General features: G+C 50.1%; 12 protein-coding genes. 5 read left to right on the top strand and 7 right to left on the bottom strand.

Features of this window, described 5'->3' with window-relative positions; all coding sequences use genetic code 11:
• Window positions 1-16: 16 nt before the first annotated feature.
• Entirely contained in the window at window positions 17-1,708 is a 1,692-nt protein-coding gene (locus tag C7A19_RS02835) for an NAD-dependent malic enzyme (protein ID WP_069362435.1), read from the bottom strand.
• A 479-nt stretch (window positions 1,709-2,187) separates the two neighbouring features.
• Between C7A19_RS02835 and C7A19_RS02840 the strand changes: the two genes are divergently transcribed.
• Window positions 2,188-2,925, top strand: a complete 738-nt coding sequence (locus C7A19_RS02840; protein WP_116644110.1) for a transporter substrate-binding domain-containing protein — start codon at window positions 2,188-2,190, stop codon at window positions 2,923-2,925.
• 115 nt (window positions 2,926-3,040) lie between these two features.
• Here the strand turns inward: C7A19_RS02840 and C7A19_RS02845 are convergent, their stop codons facing one another.
• From C7A19_RS02845 to C7A19_RS02855, 3 genes are all read right to left on the bottom strand, one after another.
• Window positions 3,041-3,523 carry a YajQ family cyclic di-GMP-binding protein gene (locus tag C7A19_RS02845; protein ID WP_069362433.1) on the bottom strand — a complete coding sequence of 161 codons (483 nt, stop codon included), beginning with the start codon at window positions 3,521-3,523 and terminating at the stop codon, window positions 3,041-3,043.
• A 52-nt stretch (window positions 3,524-3,575) separates the two neighbouring features.
• Entirely contained in the window at window positions 3,576-4,631 is a 1,056-nt protein-coding gene (locus C7A19_RS02850) for a 3-deoxy-7-phosphoheptulonate synthase (RefSeq protein WP_069362432.1), read from the bottom strand.
• 169 nt (window positions 4,632-4,800) lie between these two features.
• Window positions 4,801-6,270, bottom strand: a complete 1,470-nt coding sequence (locus C7A19_RS02855) for a protein adenylyltransferase SelO (RefSeq protein WP_116644199.1) — start codon at window positions 6,268-6,270, stop codon at window positions 4,801-4,803.
• 182 nt (window positions 6,271-6,452) lie between these two features.
• Between C7A19_RS02855 and C7A19_RS02860 the strand changes: the two genes are divergently transcribed.
• Window positions 6,453-7,286, top strand: a complete 834-nt coding sequence (locus tag C7A19_RS02860; RefSeq protein ID WP_077486276.1) for a S1-like domain-containing RNA-binding protein — start codon at window positions 6,453-6,455, stop codon at window positions 7,284-7,286.
• A 242-nt stretch (window positions 7,287-7,528) separates the two neighbouring features.
• Here C7A19_RS02860 and C7A19_RS02865 read toward each other — a convergent pair whose 3' ends face one another.
• From C7A19_RS02865 to C7A19_RS02875, 3 genes are read right to left on the bottom strand one after another with little or no spacing between them, the layout of a single operon-like run.
• Window positions 7,529-10,165, bottom strand: a complete 2,637-nt coding sequence (locus C7A19_RS02865; RefSeq protein ID WP_077486275.1) for an MlaD family protein — start codon at window positions 10,163-10,165, stop codon at window positions 7,529-7,531.
• Complete coding sequence (locus C7A19_RS02870) at window positions 10,128-11,381, bottom strand: paraquat-inducible protein A (protein ID WP_077486274.1); 1,254 nt, start codon at window positions 11,379-11,381, stop codon at window positions 10,128-10,130. The genes C7A19_RS02865 and C7A19_RS02870 overlap by 38 nt, the downstream gene beginning before the upstream one ends.
• 3 nt (window positions 11,382-11,384) lie before the next feature.
• Window positions 11,385-13,184 carry an ABC transporter ATP-binding protein gene (locus C7A19_RS02875; RefSeq protein ID WP_077486273.1) on the bottom strand — a complete coding sequence of 600 codons (1,800 nt, stop codon included), beginning with the start codon at window positions 13,182-13,184 and terminating at the stop codon, window positions 11,385-11,387.
• Between the two features lie 76 nt (window positions 13,185-13,260).
• Here C7A19_RS02875 and C7A19_RS02880 point away from each other — a divergent pair, with 76 nt between their 5' ends.
• From C7A19_RS02880 to prc, 3 genes are all read left to right on the top strand, one after another.
• Complete coding sequence (locus C7A19_RS02880) at window positions 13,261-13,719, top strand: GAF domain-containing protein (RefSeq protein WP_077458723.1); 459 nt, start codon at window positions 13,261-13,263, stop codon at window positions 13,717-13,719.
• A gap of 114 nt (window positions 13,720-13,833) precedes the next feature.
• Entirely contained in the window at window positions 13,834-14,490 is a 657-nt protein-coding gene (gene proQ / locus C7A19_RS02885; RefSeq protein WP_069362426.1) for an RNA chaperone ProQ, read from the top strand.
• A 17-nt stretch (window positions 14,491-14,507) separates the two neighbouring features.
• Entirely contained in the window at window positions 14,508-16,517 is a 2,010-nt protein-coding gene (gene prc, locus C7A19_RS02890; protein ID WP_077600007.1) for a carboxy terminal-processing peptidase, read from the top strand.
• Window positions 16,518-16,519 lie beyond the last annotated feature (2 nt).

Here is a 16,519-nt window from a genome sequence, read left to right on the forward strand (position 1 = left end):
TTCTGTTAGGTTCGCGTTAAAAAGAGGTCCGTTTATAAGCACGATATTGCGGTGACCAAAAGCTCTCTTCAATACGCTTTTTAAGCGCCTCGTCAGACAGTTCTGATGCCACCCCCTCAGTGATCGCTTCTTTTGCTACCGCAAACGCGATGCGTTTTGATACCTGAGTGATATCTTCTAACGACGGTAGTAGGGCGCCTGTGCCACGCTTGGCTAACGGCGAGCACTCAGCTAAAGCACGTGACGAGGCCATCAGCATGCCATCTGTCACCCGGGAGGCGGCGACGGCTAACACGCCCAGCCCGATGCCTGGGAAAATGTAGCTGTTATTACATTGCGCAATAGGAAAGGTCTTGCCATTGTCTAAACGGACAGGCTCGAACGGACTCCCCGTAGCAACCAGTGCTTGACCCTCTGTCCAGCGCAGAATATCAAAGGGCGTCGCCTCTACACGGCTGGTCGGGTTAGAGAGAGGGAAAACAATAGGACGTGGGCAATTGGCATACATTTCTTTCACCACGTCTTCGGTAAATAATCCAGGTGCGCCAGAGACACCGACCAACACGGTCGGTTTCGCATTACGCACGACATCGAGCAATGAAATGTTACTGTCTTCTAACTGCCAGTGGCTGAGCGCCTCGCTCTTTTGCACCAGTCGTTGCTGAAAGTCGAGTAAGTTAGGCATGGCATCGATTAACAGTCCCCAGCGATCGACCATGTAGACACGTGCGCGGGCTTCTTGGTCGGAAATCCCTTCAGAGACCATTTGCGCGATGATCGCTTCGGCAATACCACAGCCCGCTGATCCCGCGCCCAAAAATGTGATGCGTTGTTCGGAGAGCTTGGTGCCTGCCGCCTTACACGCCGCAATCAAGGAGCCAACCGTTACCGCGGCGGTGCCTTGAATATCGTCATTAAAGCAGCAGACGCGATCCTTATAGCGCTCCAGGATCGGCATAGCATTTTTTTGCGCAAAGTCCTCAAATTGAATCAAGGCATCTGGCCAGCGACGCTGCACCGCTTGGATAAACTCTTCAATAAAGGCATCGTACTCTTGTCCACTGATACGGGTGTGACGCCAGCCCATGTACATGGGATCGGAAAGACGTTGTGGGTTGTTGGTACCGACATCCAGCACGATCGGGAGTGTGTAGGCTGGACTAATCCCGCCACAAGCCGTGTAAAGCGATAACTTACCAATCGGGATGCCCATGCCGCCAATGCCTTGATCGCCCAGGCCAAGAATACGCTCCCCATCGGTGACCACAATCACTTTGACGTTGTGACGTGATGCGTTGTTAAGCACATCATCAATGCGATCACGGTTAGGGTAGGAAATGAAAAGCCCGCGGCCTCGACGATAGATATTGGAGAAGTTCTCACAGGCTGCCCCTACTGTCGGGGTATAGATGATAGGCATCATCTCGGTGATGTGATTGGAAACCAACCGGTAAAAAAGCGTTTCGTTGGTATCTTGGATGTTGCGTAGATAAATATGCTTGTCGATATCGTTCTCGAAACGTTGATATTGCTGATAAGCGCGCTCCGTCTGTTCTTCGATTGTTTCGATGGCGTCAGGCAATAAGCCTTCGAGGTTGAAAAACTTACGCTCTTCGACGCTGAATGCGCTGCCTTTATTCAACAATGGTGTTTCTAGCAAGGCCGGTCCCGCATAGGGAATATAGAGAGGACGTTTTTGGTTATTCATGAATGATCAGACTCGATATTGTCTTTTAATTAGGTCGATGATGAGTATTGGGCGTTATCTGGTGCCTTCGTGGCAAAAATGATCCCTTGCGAAACGCTGTAAAGGCGTTGGTCTGCGATAACCCATAACTACGCTGTAATTGGGGACAAAGTTTAGGCATGAATGGTGACCTAATTCAACTTTTTTACTTGATTGTGCGGATTCGGCAGAGGCATATGAGGGCGCGTTTAAATTCGTAATCAGCGCTGAATGGCTCTTTTTTGTCTTTTTATTCAAACACTTGTGTATAGAAAAAACGGAAGTTAGATCACAACCTCTAGCAAAACTGCGCACGGGACATGGAAGCTGACTACACTAGACGTGGTGAGCGAATAGTGACAAGGCCACGCCTTATCCTATTCAGCTTACCCAATTGGTATGAGCTAATAATAATAATGTTGGCTGAGCACATTTAATGGAAGGTTAAAAGAGGTAGTCCAATGAAGTCACTCATTGCCGCCAGCTTGCTGGTTTTTTCAACCACCACAGTCGCTGCAAACTTAGGCGATCTTGATTATATCACTGAGGTGTATCCGCCGTTCAACTATGAAGAGCGCGGTGAATTAAAGGGGATTGCTGTTGATTTTCTCGAAGCTGCGACAGAAGCAGCAGGGGATCCGGTAAGCCGAGATCAAGTGAAAATTCAGCCATGGGCCCGTGGTTATGCCACAGCACTGTCTGAGCCCAATACGGTACTGTTTTCAACCACGCGGACGGATGAACGGGAAGATAAATTTAAATGGGTTGGGCCGATTACAGACACTAAAATTGTGGTCTGGGCGCCTAAAAGCAAAGGGATCACTATCGACAATGCGAGTGACTTTGCCAATTATAAAGTAGGCGTTGTACGCGATGACGTCGGCGAGCACTTGTTACGCTCAATGGGGGTCGATGAAGACGCGCTGCGCTTGTCGCCAAAAGCGGATTTACTCGCCAAACAATTGGCGGCGGGCCGTGTCGATATGTGGGCTTACGAGGAAAACGTCAGTGCCTTTATTATGAGCCAAAACAATATTGATACCAGCCAGTTTGAAGTGGTTCATGTCTTGGATGAGTCTCAGCTCTACTATAGCTTTAGTAACAACACGCCAGACAGCTATATTGACAAGCTACAAGCGGGCATTGACCAAGCGACCGCAGATGGCACGCTTGAGGCCATCAAAAGCAAGTACAAGTAACGCAGTGCGAGTGTTGTCACGAAAAAGCGCTTAGCGACTGACACGCGCTGCCGAATAAAACGGGCCTAAGTCTAACAGGCCCGTTTTTTTATTGTATCGATAAAAGGGCTTTGGGCTAGTCGCGAAAGTTTTCAAATTGGAAAGGCTGCTCAAAGTCACTTTCCTTGATTAATTGAATCACGGCCTGTAGATCATCACGCTTTTTGCCGGTGACACGTACTTGCTCGCCTTGAATCTGGGTTTGCACTTTCATCTTGGCATCTTTAATCGCTTTGGTGATCTTCTTGGCGACAGGCGTTTCAATACCGTTTTTAAACTTCACTTGTTGATAAAAGGTTTTGCCAGAGTGGACCATGTCTTGGGTTTCCATTGCGCGTGCGTCAACGCCACGCTTGGCGAGGTTACTGCGTAACATGTCCATCATTTGGTTAACCTGAAAATCTGCTTCAGCTGTTACTTTCACGGTTTCTTTATCAAGTTCGAAGCTGGCCTCGACACCCCGAAAGTCGAAGCGAGTTGCAAGCTCTCGGTTGGCATTATCCACTGCGTTTTTTAGCTCAACGTTGTCAATTTCAGAGACAATATCAAATGAAGGCATAGTCTTTTCCTAATTGGGGCATGAGTCAGTCACGCCGATAAATCGTCAGTCATTATGAGTTGTTGCGCGCCGCGACAGCATCAGCCAGTTGTGCAAGCAAGCGCTCGGTATCGGCCCAACCCAGACAGGGATCAGTGATCGACTGGCCATAAACACGTGATTGGACGTTACCCATGGCTTGATTACCTTCTTGTAAGAAGCTCTCAGCCATGATGCCAGCAATCGCTTGTTCGCCATGACGGATCTGTTCAGCCACATCGGCACACACATCCAGTTGGCGGCGATGTTGTTTTTGGCAGTTACCGTGGCTGAAGTCTATCACAAGCTTGCGAGGCAATTTGAAATCGCTCAGCGTTTGCGCAGCGGCTTTCACATCGTCGGCGCCATAGTTCGGTTGATGACCGCCTCGCAAAATGACATGCCCATCTGGGTTGCCTGCGGTGCGATAAATGGTCATGCTGCCATTTTTATCGGGCGAGCAGAAAAGGTGTGATTCTCTGCTTGCGCGAATGGCATCGACCGCAATACGGATGTTACCGTCAGTGCCATTTTTAAATCCTACCGGGCTCGATAGCGCAGAGGCCATCTCGCGATGGATTTGTGACTCCGTGGTACGGGCACCAATCGCGCCCCAGCTGATCAAGTCGGCAATGTACTGACCCGTGATCATGTCTAGGAATTCAGTGGCGGTCGGGAGACCCATTTTGTTGATATCTAACAGTAGCTCTCGTGCGGTGAATAGCCCTGCACGTATGTCTCCGCTACCGTCAAGGTGCGGGTCATTGATGAGACCTTTCCAACCAACCACAGTACGTGGTTTCTCAAAATAGGTGCGCATCACCACCAATAATTGATCGGTGTATTTGTCCGCCAGGGTTTTAAGTTTTTCCGCATAATCACGGGCCGCATCGGGATCATGGACGGAGCAGGGCCCAACAATCACGAGAAGCCGCTGATCGTCGCCATTTAGAATGCGACTGATCGCCTGTCGAGCGGCGGTGATATGGTGAGCAACACTGTCGCTGATGGGGTGGGCAGCTTCCACCTCTGCGGGCGTGGGCATGGTATCGACCACGCGTGTTCGAAGTTCATCGGTTTTCAGGGGCATAGAGGACAGCCTTCCTCACATCTTATTCTGTTGCGAAGCCAGTAAGATAGCAAAAAACGCCGCCCATGAAAGCATCAATGTGACATCTGTTGGATTTTTCTTATTAGAATGCCCTCTTGGTTGGGCAGCGTGCACCTCGGCCAAATAAATGGCGGAAGCGCACAATGTTTTAGGATGAGCAGCTTAGCGTCAAATCTTTCTCATCATCATTGGGGCGTTGGGAAAGGTGGTCGAGGTCGCTGTGTGATCGAAAGGGGTCAGCCAGAACACGCATTAAATCGTGCGTTGGCTGCATGTCGCCTTGTTCTGCCGCCTCGATTGCTTGTTGGGCCAAATAATTACGTAAAACAAATTTAGGGTTGGTGGCCTGCATGCAAGTGAGGCGAGTGTTGTCGTCATGCGCCGCTACCCGTTGGTGGTACTCGCTTAACCAAGCCGTTAATGTGTCAGCATCTGATACGAGGTCGTTAAACTGGCTGAGTGTCTTTGCGCTTAACAACGCATCTTGTGTGATGTGGCTGAGCCTATGAAAGAACAGGGTATAATCGACACGTTGAGACTCGAGCAACGAAAAGAGGGCATTGAACAACTCACTGTCTCCTTGCTGTGCATCGGAGATCCCGAGCTTATTGCGCATTACCTGACTATAAGCAACTTGGAGGTGATGCTCGTAACCGCCGAGAATGTCGTTAATCACGTCACTTTCAAGCAGCGGCGTAAAGGCGTAGCCAAGCGCAGAGAGGTTCCATAGCGCAATGGCCGGTTGCTGATTAAAGGCATATCGCCCAGTGTAATCAGTGTGGTTGCAAATATTACTCGGATTGAAATCATCCAAAAAAGCATAGGGGCCATAGTCGAAGGTCTGGCCTAAAATCGACATATTGTCGGTATTCATCACCCCGTGATTAAAGCCGACTGCCTGCCACTGGGCAATCATTTCTGCCGTGCGTTCGACAATTTCCTGTAGCAATGCGGCATAGGGCGTCTCGGCCTCGGCAAGCTCAGGGAAGTGGCGTGCAATGACATAATCAGAGAGAGTGCGCAGCGCATCGTGCTGTCGGCTGTAAAATAAGTACTCAAAGTGGCCAAAACGCACGTGGCTCTCGGTAACGCGAAGCAGCGTTGCGGCGGTCTCGATACGTTCGCGCATCACCGGGGTATCGCTGGTGGCCATGGCTAATGCTTGTGTGGTGGGGATGTTGAGCCCCCTCATGGCGGCGCTAGCGAGATACTCACGGAGTGTCGAACGCAACACCGCTCGACCATCGCCGTGGCGGCTATAGGGGGTTTTTCCCGCCCCTTTCAAATGCCAATCCCAGAGTGTGCCTTTATCATCACGCCACTCCCCCAATAACACCCCACGGCCATCACCGAGTTCAGGGTTATATTGACCAAATTGGTGCCCTGTGTATTTCATTGCAAAGGGTTGGCGGCCCGCAAGCGGCGCCTCCGCAGACAGAATCGCTCGAAAGCTTTCACTGTGAATGTCTGCCGTCGTTAATCCAAGCTCATCAGCCAGTGCGGCGTTGTATGTTAGAAGCCGGCCATTGTCGAGGGGAGTGGGTTTCACTGCATTGCCAAAAGCACTGCCTAGCTGGCTAAAGCTAAACCGAATGTGTTCACCATCAAATACTGCCATATCTTCCCCCTTGGTTTTATGGTGTAAGCCTAACAGCTTAGTGGTGGCTAACAAGAGATAGAATGTAGGGATATTCGCTGGCATGGTTTGGCGTTTTTTTCCTCACCCGCAACGCATTTCTTCCACATCTGAAGGACAAATTGCGTATACTCACAGGCATTATTTTTTACAGCACTGAGACAATGATTAAACTAGGCCAATACAACACATTGACGGTAGTGAAGCAGGCAGACTTCGGCGTGTTTCTTGATGGTGATGAGTTCGGCAATATTTTGCTGCCAACTCGGTACGTCCCGGAGGATACCCATATCGGCGACGAGCTTAATGTGTTCATCTATTTTGACTCCGAAGATGACATTATTGCCACCACTGAAACACCGTATGTGCAAGTGGGCGAGTTTGCATCGTTGCGCTGTGTTGGCGTGAATTCGGTCGGGGCGTTTGTCGACTGGGGGTTAAGCAAAGATTTATTAGTGCCCTTTAGCGAGCAACGTACGCGCATGGAAGAGGGTAAGCCTTATGTGGTTCGCGTATACACGGATAAAGCCTCGGGCCGTATCGTCGCTAGCCGCAAATTCAACAAGTTTATCAGCGACGAAAAGCCGCGTTTAAAAGCGGGTGACAAAGTGTCGGTCATCATTACGGATATCACTGATCTCGGCTTTAAGTGCGTGGTGAATAATCAGTACTGGGGGCTTATTTATCGCGCTGAAGCGTTCGGGAAGCTGTTTATCGGTAAAAAGCTCAGTGCCTTTGTAAAAACCGTGCGTGAGGACGGCAAAATCGATCTTGCCCTACAAAAGCACGGCAAGGCGCGGGTTGATGATCTGAGTGACAAAGTGATGAAAACGCTTGAGAGCAAAGGGGGCTTTCTACCACTCAATGATAAGAGCTCGCCGGACGCTATTTTTTCTCTCTTTCGTACCAGCAAGGCCACGTTTAAAAAGACGTTGGGCGGACTTTACAAGCAACGTAAAATTCGTATCGAAGCGGACGGGATTTACCTGAACAAGTGACGGTGTCACTTTATAAGCGCAAAAAAATACCCGGAACGTCCTGTTCCGGGTTCAGGGAAAAGGCTCAAAGAGCCATATGCCAATATTTAGGTTGTGATTACTAAAGTGTAGTCTATCAATAACGGCTTGCCAGTTTGTGACACGACTTTGTGGAATAAACAGTATTATCAGGGGCCTAGCGAGTAAGCCAAGGTCCCTGATTTGCTGTTAAAGCGCCTATCGATGGTCACTTTGTACGGCGTTTATGGTGTTGGAATAGCGGTTCGCCATTCTCGCCATACTTTTTTGCTCTCACTGTGCAACAAGAAATGGCGATGATTATTGGCCACCGGCTGCAAAGGTTGATCGTCTGGGGTTGAGAAAGCAATACCGCCTTTCAGCAAACTATCAATGGTGCCACTTTTTAGATCCGCCCCTGTCAGGCCGATGGATACATCGACCCCGGACTCGTTCCAAAATACCGTGTTTTTACGAACCAGGTGCGCATACTGGGGCGCGACTTGTAGCTCGAAAATGACTCGGTCAGATAGCTCGCCTAATTTAACGCTAGAGACGATACCCACTTCTATATCGCGATGTAACACGGGTGTGCCAGGGGCGATAGAGTGGCGAGCGTCACTCTCCAGGATGAGTGTCAGCCCTTTTGGATATTTGGGCGAGTCATGGAGAGTGAATTGTTGGGTGAAGTCACCCTCGCCGGGGACCACCGAGATATAGGTGCCAAATAGTGAGTCCAAGTTCTCTGTTTTAGTGAGGCTGAGGACAGGTTGAGTGAGCCAGAAATAGCTGCCGGTGCGCGCAAGCGCATTTTTGTATTCAGGGTAGAGACGAGCCTGAATGGTCACGTTTTCGTGGTCGAAGTCGGGGCTTAGGGTGATCACTTCGCCAACATCGACTCCTTGATAACGGATCGCGCTGCCCACTTTCACCCCGTTGGCCTGGTCAACCGTTAGCCTGATATCAACACCGTATTGGGCGGCGTCTTGCTTTGAGGGATAAAGCTTCCAATCGCCGTTTCGTTGATTACTGATGCCAGGCATGGTGCCGAACGCGATACCGCCGTTAACCAGTGACCGCAACGAGCCTGTATTAATTTCGACGCCGCTGAGGTTAGCTTTGATATCCAGCCCAGATTGATTCCAAAATACGGTTTGCGGATTAATCAGATGCTTATAGCGATTATTCACCGCGATGGCGATAGACACACTGTTGCCGTTCAGCTGATACCCTTCGACGTGGCCGACCACAAAGTTACGGTACATCACCGGGCTGCCTTCGCTCACACCGGGCATACGACTCGCCACTAAGGTAAAGCGTGTTTCACCGCGGGCATCTTGCTTGGCGTGCTTCGCTTGGATAGGGGAGGTGTACAGTGGATACGTCTTCTTAACGCCTTTTGCCCCTTCACTGGTAAAGCTTAAAGCCGGATCGGCAATTTGCTCCATCGCTGGCACGACCACATTGAGACCATCACCACTGAACTCGCCCGTGATCCCACCGAGAATAAAAAACTGCGATTGTTGCTTCACCAAATGGCGGTATTCTGGGTAAATGAGCAGCTTCAAAGTGACAGTGTCACTTTCGTTAAGCCCGACACGGTCGATAAAACCCACTTGAATGCCACGATGTAATACTTTGGTGTGGGGAGTTAAGCCGTAGGCATCGTCTGCGGTTAAGGTGACCGTGAGGGCATTGGCCAGTTGCTTTTGCTGTTGGTGCCAAGTGCGGGCAGTAAAGATATCGTCAGGCATCGCGGGATCAGCATCTGCCGAACCAGGCTGGATCGCCAAGTAGTTGCCGAGGACTAAATTCCCCAGGTTCTTTAGTCCATCAAAACCAATTTGTGGCTGTTCTATCTGAAAATAGGTGTCTTGGTTGAGCAGCCAGGTCATGCTGGGGTCAATGTGCGCGGTCGCGACAGGCTGCTGTTGCTGTGCGTCGATGTCAATATGGGTAATTTCACCGATTTCTAACCCTTGATAGGTGATCTTCGTCCCCGCGCCGGGCAGCCCATGTTGTTCAGGGAGCGCTATTTGTATCGATTGACCGCGTGCAGCCTGTGAAAGGCTTTGATAAAGCTGGAAAGGGCGACCTTCTTCAAGTGTTGGGCTTGCTTTCGGGGAGTCGAATGCAATGCCACCGGCAATCAAGCTCGCCACACTCTCGAGCTGCACGTCAACACCAGACACATCAACATTGGCTGTTACACCACTGATGGACCAAAAGCGTGAGTCTTGTTTGAGTAAATGCGAGAATGGCGGCTCAATTAACGCGGAGAGCGTCACCCCTTGCGAATCTTGATCAAGCCGGTAACTGTAAATTTCGCCGACACGAATTTTCCGATAGTAAATCGGCGAGCCGACATTGAGTGATCCTAATGTCGGTGCGTGTAGCTTGACCGTTGTGCCGGCTTTATCGGCGATGTCTGTCGGTGGTTCGTCACGCGCAACAAAGGATAGGCTGGGGTCGCCGCTACCCGGTTGTAAGGCAATATAGTTGCCTGAGACCAAGGTTTCGAGGCCGCTGATGCCAGTGATTGAGGCGCGTGGTTTCACAAGCCAGAACTCGGTGCCACTGGTGAGCAGTTGTGTTGCTTCTGGATAGATATTGGCATCAACATAAATGCCGTCCAAGTCATCCGCGAGTGTAATATTGCGCACCTTCCCCACTTCTAATCCTTGGTAACGGATCGTGGTTTGGCCAGCTTCTAATCCTTGCGCATCGCTAAACACAATTTGAATCCGCTGCCCCGCTTCACTGATGGATTGAAATAGCAGCCAAGCGGCCATCAATAAGGCTAATACAGGCAGTATCCATAGAGGAGACAAGCCATAGCTGCTTTTAACGATCGGTGAGGGTATGTCTTGTTTGTCGCTCATGATGATCCCATATCAAACGCGTATCCAGAAATTCAGTGGCAAGCATGGTTAATACCACGACCAAGCCGAATGCAATGGCACCCGGTCCAGGCATAAAGTCCATAATGCGACCACGATCGACTAAGGCGACCATAAACGCAATCACGAATAAATCCATCATCGACCACTTTCCAATCCATTTCACGCCTCGGTATAGCCACATATGTTGACGTGGTGTGATGGCGGTAGTGCACCGTAAGCTTATTAATATCAAACTTAGCCCTAGTATCTTTGCAACGGGCACGACGATACTGGCAGTAAAAATGATCGCAGCGATGCCTGGCATCCCATTATTAATCAGACTCGCGACCCCAGAAAAAATGGTGTCTTCAAGTCGAATGCCGTTGGAGAACAAAATGGAGATTGGGAACAGGTTGGCCGGAAACAGAAAAATGGTCGCGGTGATCAAACAGGCCCAGGTTTTTTGTTCGCTGCGTATCAGACGAGGATGAAGCACTTGGTGGCATCGGTGGCATCGAGTGTCTTGCTTGACGGTTTGAGTCAGCCCACAGTGGTCGCAGCGCACCAGTGGCGCATTATTGGGCAGCGGCGTTGGCTGTGCAAACGCATCCCAATATCTTTGCGTATTGACCCGCACCAGTAAAACCGATAGCAAGATTTGTATCGTCGCATAGCAGGCAAGCCCTACGGAAAAGTGCAGGGTGGCGTAATCTTGGATTTTAAAACAGGCGATGGCTAAGCTAACCATTAAAACATCCGCCATCACCCAGTGGCGGCTGTGCGCAATCACGCGCACCGCTGGACGAAACCATCGGATAGATTGTCGGCGTCGAGAGAGGTGCAGCACCAATAAGGCACAGGTAAATAAAAGCGGTGCGAATGACGCACAGAATATGACGAGGCTGGCGACAAATGGAAATGAAGACCAAAGTATCTCGGCACCGGTAAGCACGGATGTGGTGATGGTTTTTCCCAGTAAATCGATGGAAAGGAGTGGCAGAAGGTGAGCGGGCAGAAACAGCACCAAAATCGTCAGCGCTAAGGCTATTTCCCCATTAAAAGATAGCCGCCGTCCGTGTGCGAGCTTGGTGGTGCAGCGTGGACAGATCGCTAGGTGATCGGAGCCTGTTTGGCACGGTTGTAACACCAGATCGCACCCCGAACACCTCGTTAAAGGTGGAGACGTCGCCCACGGTTTGTCTGGTGATTGTGTCATGGTCTACTTTCCCGCCGCCTGTTGTATTGGCCCATACAAGGTTTGATAGACCCCGGGCGCATTAACAAGCTCTGTGTGCGTGCCTTGTTGGGTCACTTGTCCTTCATCCAACACATAAATCAGATCGGCTTCTTTAACTGCCGAGAGACGGTGAGCAACGATAAGGGTTGTCCGTCCCGCCAAAAATGTTTGCATTGCTTGGTGCAGCGCGCGCTCAGTGGCCGTATCTAGCGCTGACGTGGCTTCATCTAAGATAACCAGTTTAGGGTCACTCAGTAGCATGCGTGCAATCGCCACGCGTTGTCGCTGACCGCCAGATAAACGGATCCCTTGGCGTCCAAGCGGTGTATCGAGTCCGTCGGTGAGCTGTGTTACCACATCCCCCAATTGGGCGTGCTCGATAGCTTGCCAAAGCGCGGTGTCAGCGAGATGACGCCCCAAGCATAAGTTATTTCTCAACGTATCATTAAACAGTACAGGCTGTTGCAATACCACGGCAATTTGATGACGGAGGGCATCCATGTCGACATGATTAATCGAGTGGCCGTTAAAGCGTATATCCCCTTGTTCTACCGGATACAGTCCTAACAGCAACTGAATGAGGGTTGATTTTCCGCCGCCACTGGCACCGACTAATGCGACACGCTGGCCGGCAGGGATATCCATGCTTAAACCATTGAGTACCGATTTATCCTCATCGTAAGAGAAGCATAGGTTATCAATTTCGACCGTTAAGCCCGAGTCCTGTGCGTGGGTGGCGATACGACTGGGATCAATGCCCGCGGGCCGACGCGGCTCTTCGGCCAGTTGTAAAACCTCATTAATACGTGTCATTGCGGCTTTAGCACTGTACCAAGCAAATTGGATCCCGAGCAGCTCTTGGACCGGGCCGAGCATAAACCACAAATAGCCAAATACCGCAAACATCAGACCAATCGACAAATCGCTGAAAAAGACCATGCCCATGGCCACGGCGCGAAACAGCTCAAAACCGATCAAGAACATCAAAAATGATAAACGTCCTGCGGCTTCTGACTGCCAGGCATACTTGTCAGCACTGTCTTTAATTTCACTGGCACTGTGGTCAAGTTGACGTAAATATTCACGCTCTCGATTGGCGGCACGAAGTTGATACAAGCCGTCTAACGTATCCACGAGACGTTGCTGGAAACGCTCAAAAGATTGGTTTTCTTCTGTTTTAAGATGCTTAACCCGTTGGCCAAGGGTGCGGCTTAATGCCACGACAATGGGATTAATTAGCAAGATGAACAGGCCGAGTCGCCAATCAATCCAAAGTAGGACAACCGCGGTGCCAGTCACCGTCAACAGACCAATAATAAACTTGCTTAGTGTGGTACCAATAAACTTATCGATGGTTTCGACATCGGTGACAAGGTGAGAGGTAAGGCCGCCACTCCCGCGTAATTCGTATTCACGCATACTGATCCGCCCGAGCTTGGCAATCAAGTGTTGGCGAATCTTGTAGGTAATCGCTTTGCCGACGAGCGTGAACTGGCGGCTTTGTAAAATATTGAGTCCCTGGCTAATCACACGCATCAACACGACAATCACCAACACAGCGGCGATATAGACGGCCGCATGCTGCCAGCTCGTTGGGAGCAGGGTGTTGAGTACCGCAAGCCCCCAGTCTGGCTTGTCTAGCAATACCTCATCGACCAATAATGGCATGAGTAACGGAATAGGCACACTGACCAAGGTGGCCGCAATGGCTACCACATTGGCCCAAATAAGCCGAGTGCGATGGGGTCGAGCTTGGTCAAGAAGCCAGCGCCAGGTGATCATAAATAGTGATACTCAATTGAAAAGTCTTTGGATTATTTCTATTGTAATGGTCTTGTTGTTTGAGATGCAGTGATTTATGGAAAACAAAGCTGATTTTTACCGTTTGTTAACCCAACAAGCGGTTGCGTTATGCGAAGGGGAACCCAACCTTATTGCAAAACTGGCGAATATAAGTGCGTTACTCAATAGCCAGCTTGAAGATATTAACTGGGTGGGTTTCTATCTCGACGAAGGCGCAGAGTTAGTGCTCGGCCCGTTTCAAGGCCAACCAGCCTGTGTACGTATCCCTTATGACAAAGGGGTATGTGGGGCGGCCTATCGCCAAGATACCGTGATGCGAGTAGAAGATGTTCACGCCTTTGAAGGACATATCGCGTGTGACGCGGCGAGTAACTCGGAAATTGTGGTGCCTGTTCGGGTCAATGGCCAATTACAGGCAGTACTGGATATTGATAGTCCAAGTATCGGTCGCTTTGACCAAGAAGATGAACATGGACTGGCTACTTTGGTCAAAGAAATGCAAAAACACTTGTGATTTCGCCAATCTTGGTAGTTTTTTCATATCAGGTATCTATAATACGCACCACTTTCATACTTAAATACACGTAGATACGCTGCTGTGGTTTCTCGCAGCAGGCCAGGAAAAAACATGGAAAATACTGAAAAGCTCGCGAACAGCAAAGAAGTCATTGCCTACATTGCTGAACGTTTCCCTAAATGTTTTACTGTTGAAGGCGAAGCCAAGCCGTTAAAAATTGGTATTTTTCAAGATCTTGCGACACGTCTTGAAGGCGATCCCAAGGTAAGCAAAACCCAATTGCGCGCTGCGCTTCGTCAGTACACGTCTTCCTGGCGTTATCTGCACAGCGTGAAACCAGGGGCGTCACGCGTTGACCTTGATGGCAATGCGTGTGGCGAGCTTGAGCAAGAGCATATCGACCATGCTGCGCAGACCTTGTCAGAAAGCAAAGCGCGTGCGGCAGAGCGTCGTAAGCAGCAACAAGCGAAAAAGTCAGAAGGCCAGGCGAAAAATGCGGGTAAAACCGCACCAAAAGGCAAAAAGGCGGCTGCGCAATCAGCGAAAGGCCGTACGAGTAAACCAAAGCCCGCTAAAATGACTAAGAAAGAGAGTGAGCCACGTCGCGAACTCAACGCCAACGACGTTGTCGTAGGTAAAGACGTGAATGTGAACATGGGCAACGGTAACCTGCCAGCGACCATTGTTGAAATTAACAAGGATGAGGTGCGTGTTCGCCTGACTAACGGGTTAACCATGTTAGTAAAAGCGGAGCACCTCAGCGCCTAAAGGAGACTCCTCGACGCATGTTTTGTCGACGCCGCGTTTCGGCTATCGCTGCCAGCTTGATGCTGGCAGCCTCTGCCCAGGCCGTAGAAGCCAATTTTCAACTCAGTGAACTCCCTTCACTGTCCGCTGAACCTCAACACGAAACCGCTTCCAAGCGTGTAACTTCTCGTTTCACTCGATCCCACTATAAGCAGTTCGCGCTCGACGATGCCTTCTCAGCGGCGATTTTTGATCGTTATTTGGAAACACTGGATTATAACCGTGTGTTTTTAACCCAAGGTGATGTCGAACGTCTATCACGCTGGAAAACGCGTTTAGATGACCAGCTTAAAGAAGGTGATACACAAGCAGCCTATGCGATTTACAATCATGTGCTGAAAAAACGCTTTGAGCGTTATCAGTACGCGCTGCGCGTGTTGGACAAGCCCTTTGATTTTTCTGCTGACGAAAGCATGGTGCTAGATCGGACGGAGCGGCCTTGGGCGGCTGACGAAGCCGAACTGGATGCCATCTGGGATAAACGGGTTAAAAACGATGCCTTGAACCTACGTTTGACGGGGAAAGAGGATGAAGAAATCCGAGAGACTTTGGGCAAGCGTTATAACAGCGCATTGAAGCGTTTAACCCAAAGTCACAGCGAAGATGTGTTTCAGGTCTACATGAATGCCTTTGCGCGTGAAGTTGACCCACACACCAGCTACCTATCACCACGTAATGCCGAGCAATTCCAGTCGGAAATGAACTTGTCCCTCGAAGGAATAGGGGCGGTGTTACAAGTGAAAAACGAATACACAGTGATTCGTTCCCTCGTCGCCGGTGGCCCGGCATCTAAGTCCAAACAGCTTTCACCTGGCGACCGTATTATTGGCGTGGGCCAAGAAGACGAGGCGGTTGTTGATGTGATTGGCTGGCGATTGGACGATGTGGTCGAGCTGATTAAAGGCCCTAAAGGCAGTGAAGTGAAACTCAAGATCTTGCCCGAAGGGGCGAACGCTAAGAGTTACAACGTCACTCTCACCCGTGACAAAATACGCCTAGAAGATCGCGCGGTAAAATCTGACGTGATTGAGCGTGGTGACGAAAAAATCGGCGTACTGACGGTCCCCGGGTTTTACGTCGGGCTGGCCGATGACACCAAAAAAGAGATCGCCAACCTTAAAGAAAAGGGGATCAGCGGCATCGTTGTCGACTTACGCAATAACGGTGGTGGTGCACTGAGTGAAGCAACTGCGCTCAGTGGCTTGTTTATTGAGAAAGGCCCCATTGTACAAGTCAGAGACAGCTATGGGCGAGTGAAAGTGAACAGTGATACGGACGGCAAACGTTTCTACGACGGGCCGATGACGGTATTAATCAATCGCTATAGTGCGTCAGCGTCTGAGATCTTTGCCGCGGCAATGCAAGACTACGATCGCGCGGTCGTGCTTGGTGAGCAATCTTTTGGTAAAGGAACCGTACAGCAGCACCGTTCGCTCAACCATATTTATGACTTGTTCGACAAACCGCTGGGTTACGTGCAATACACTATCCAGAAGTTCTACCGGATTAGCGGTGGTAGTACCCAGAACAAAGGTGTGGTACCAGACATTGTCTTTCCTTCTCCCGTCACACCGGATGAAACCGGTGAGAGTGTCGAGGAGAATGCGCTTCCTTGGGATCGGATTGAAAAAGCGGATTATCAACCAAGATCGCTGCCTTCGTCGCTGGTAAGCACGCTGGGCGAAAGGCACAAAGCTCGGATCAAAGACGATCGTGAATTCGACTTCATTCGCCAAGATATTGCCCGTTACCAAGAAGAGAAAGATAAAAATACGATTTCTTTGAACGAAGAAGAACGTCGTAAAGACATGGATCGGGAAGACGAAGCGCGTTTAGCGCGGTTGAATACGCGCCAGGAAGCATTGGGAGAGCCCCCCTTTAAAACGCTCGATGATGTGCCTAAAGATTACGAAGAGCCAGATGCATACTTAGATGAGGCCGCGAGCATCACAAAAGATTTGGCTAATCTTCTTTCTGCCAACCGTTAGGT

Source organism: Salinivibrio sp. HTSP (assembly GCF_003390965.1).
GTDB classification, from domain to species: Bacteria; Pseudomonadota; Gammaproteobacteria; order Enterobacterales; family Vibrionaceae; genus Salinivibrio; species Salinivibrio kushneri.

Coding starts and splice junctions, on each gene's coding strand:
- C7A19_RS02845 (WP_069362433.1), bottom strand. CDS start 3,523: ATGCCTTCATTTGATATTGTCTCTGAAATTGACAACGTTGAGCTAAAA.
- proQ (WP_069362426.1), top strand. CDS start 13,834: ATGGAAAATACTGAAAAGCTCGCGAACAGCAAAGAAGTCATTGCCTAC.
- C7A19_RS02875 (WP_077486273.1), bottom strand. CDS start 13,184: ATGATCACCTGGCGCTGGCTTCTTGACCAAGCTCGACCCCATCGCACT.
- C7A19_RS02850 (WP_069362432.1), bottom strand. CDS start 4,631: ATGCCCCTGAAAACCGATGAACTTCGAACACGCGTGGTCGATACCATG.
- prc (WP_077600007.1), top strand. CDS start 14,508: ATGTTTTGTCGACGCCGCGTTTCGGCTATCGCTGCCAGCTTGATGCTG.
- C7A19_RS02855 (WP_116644199.1), bottom strand. CDS start 6,270: ATGGCAGTATTTGATGGTGAACACATTCGGTTTAGCTTTAGCCAGCTA.
- C7A19_RS02880 (WP_077458723.1), top strand. CDS start 13,261: ATGGAAAACAAAGCTGATTTTTACCGTTTGTTAACCCAACAAGCGGTT.
- C7A19_RS02835 (WP_069362435.1), bottom strand. CDS start 1,708: ATGAATAACCAAAAACGTCCTCTCTATATTCCCTATGCGGGACCGGCC.
- C7A19_RS02860 (WP_077486276.1), top strand. CDS start 6,453: ATGATTAAACTAGGCCAATACAACACATTGACGGTAGTGAAGCAGGCA.
- C7A19_RS02865 (WP_077486275.1), bottom strand. CDS start 10,165: ATGAGCGACAAACAAGACATACCCTCACCGATCGTTAAAAGCAGCTAT.
- C7A19_RS02870 (WP_077486274.1), bottom strand. CDS start 11,381: ATGACACAATCACCAGACAAACCGTGGGCGACGTCTCCACCTTTAACG.
- C7A19_RS02840 (WP_116644110.1), top strand. CDS start 2,188: ATGAAGTCACTCATTGCCGCCAGCTTGCTGGTTTTTTCAACCACCACA.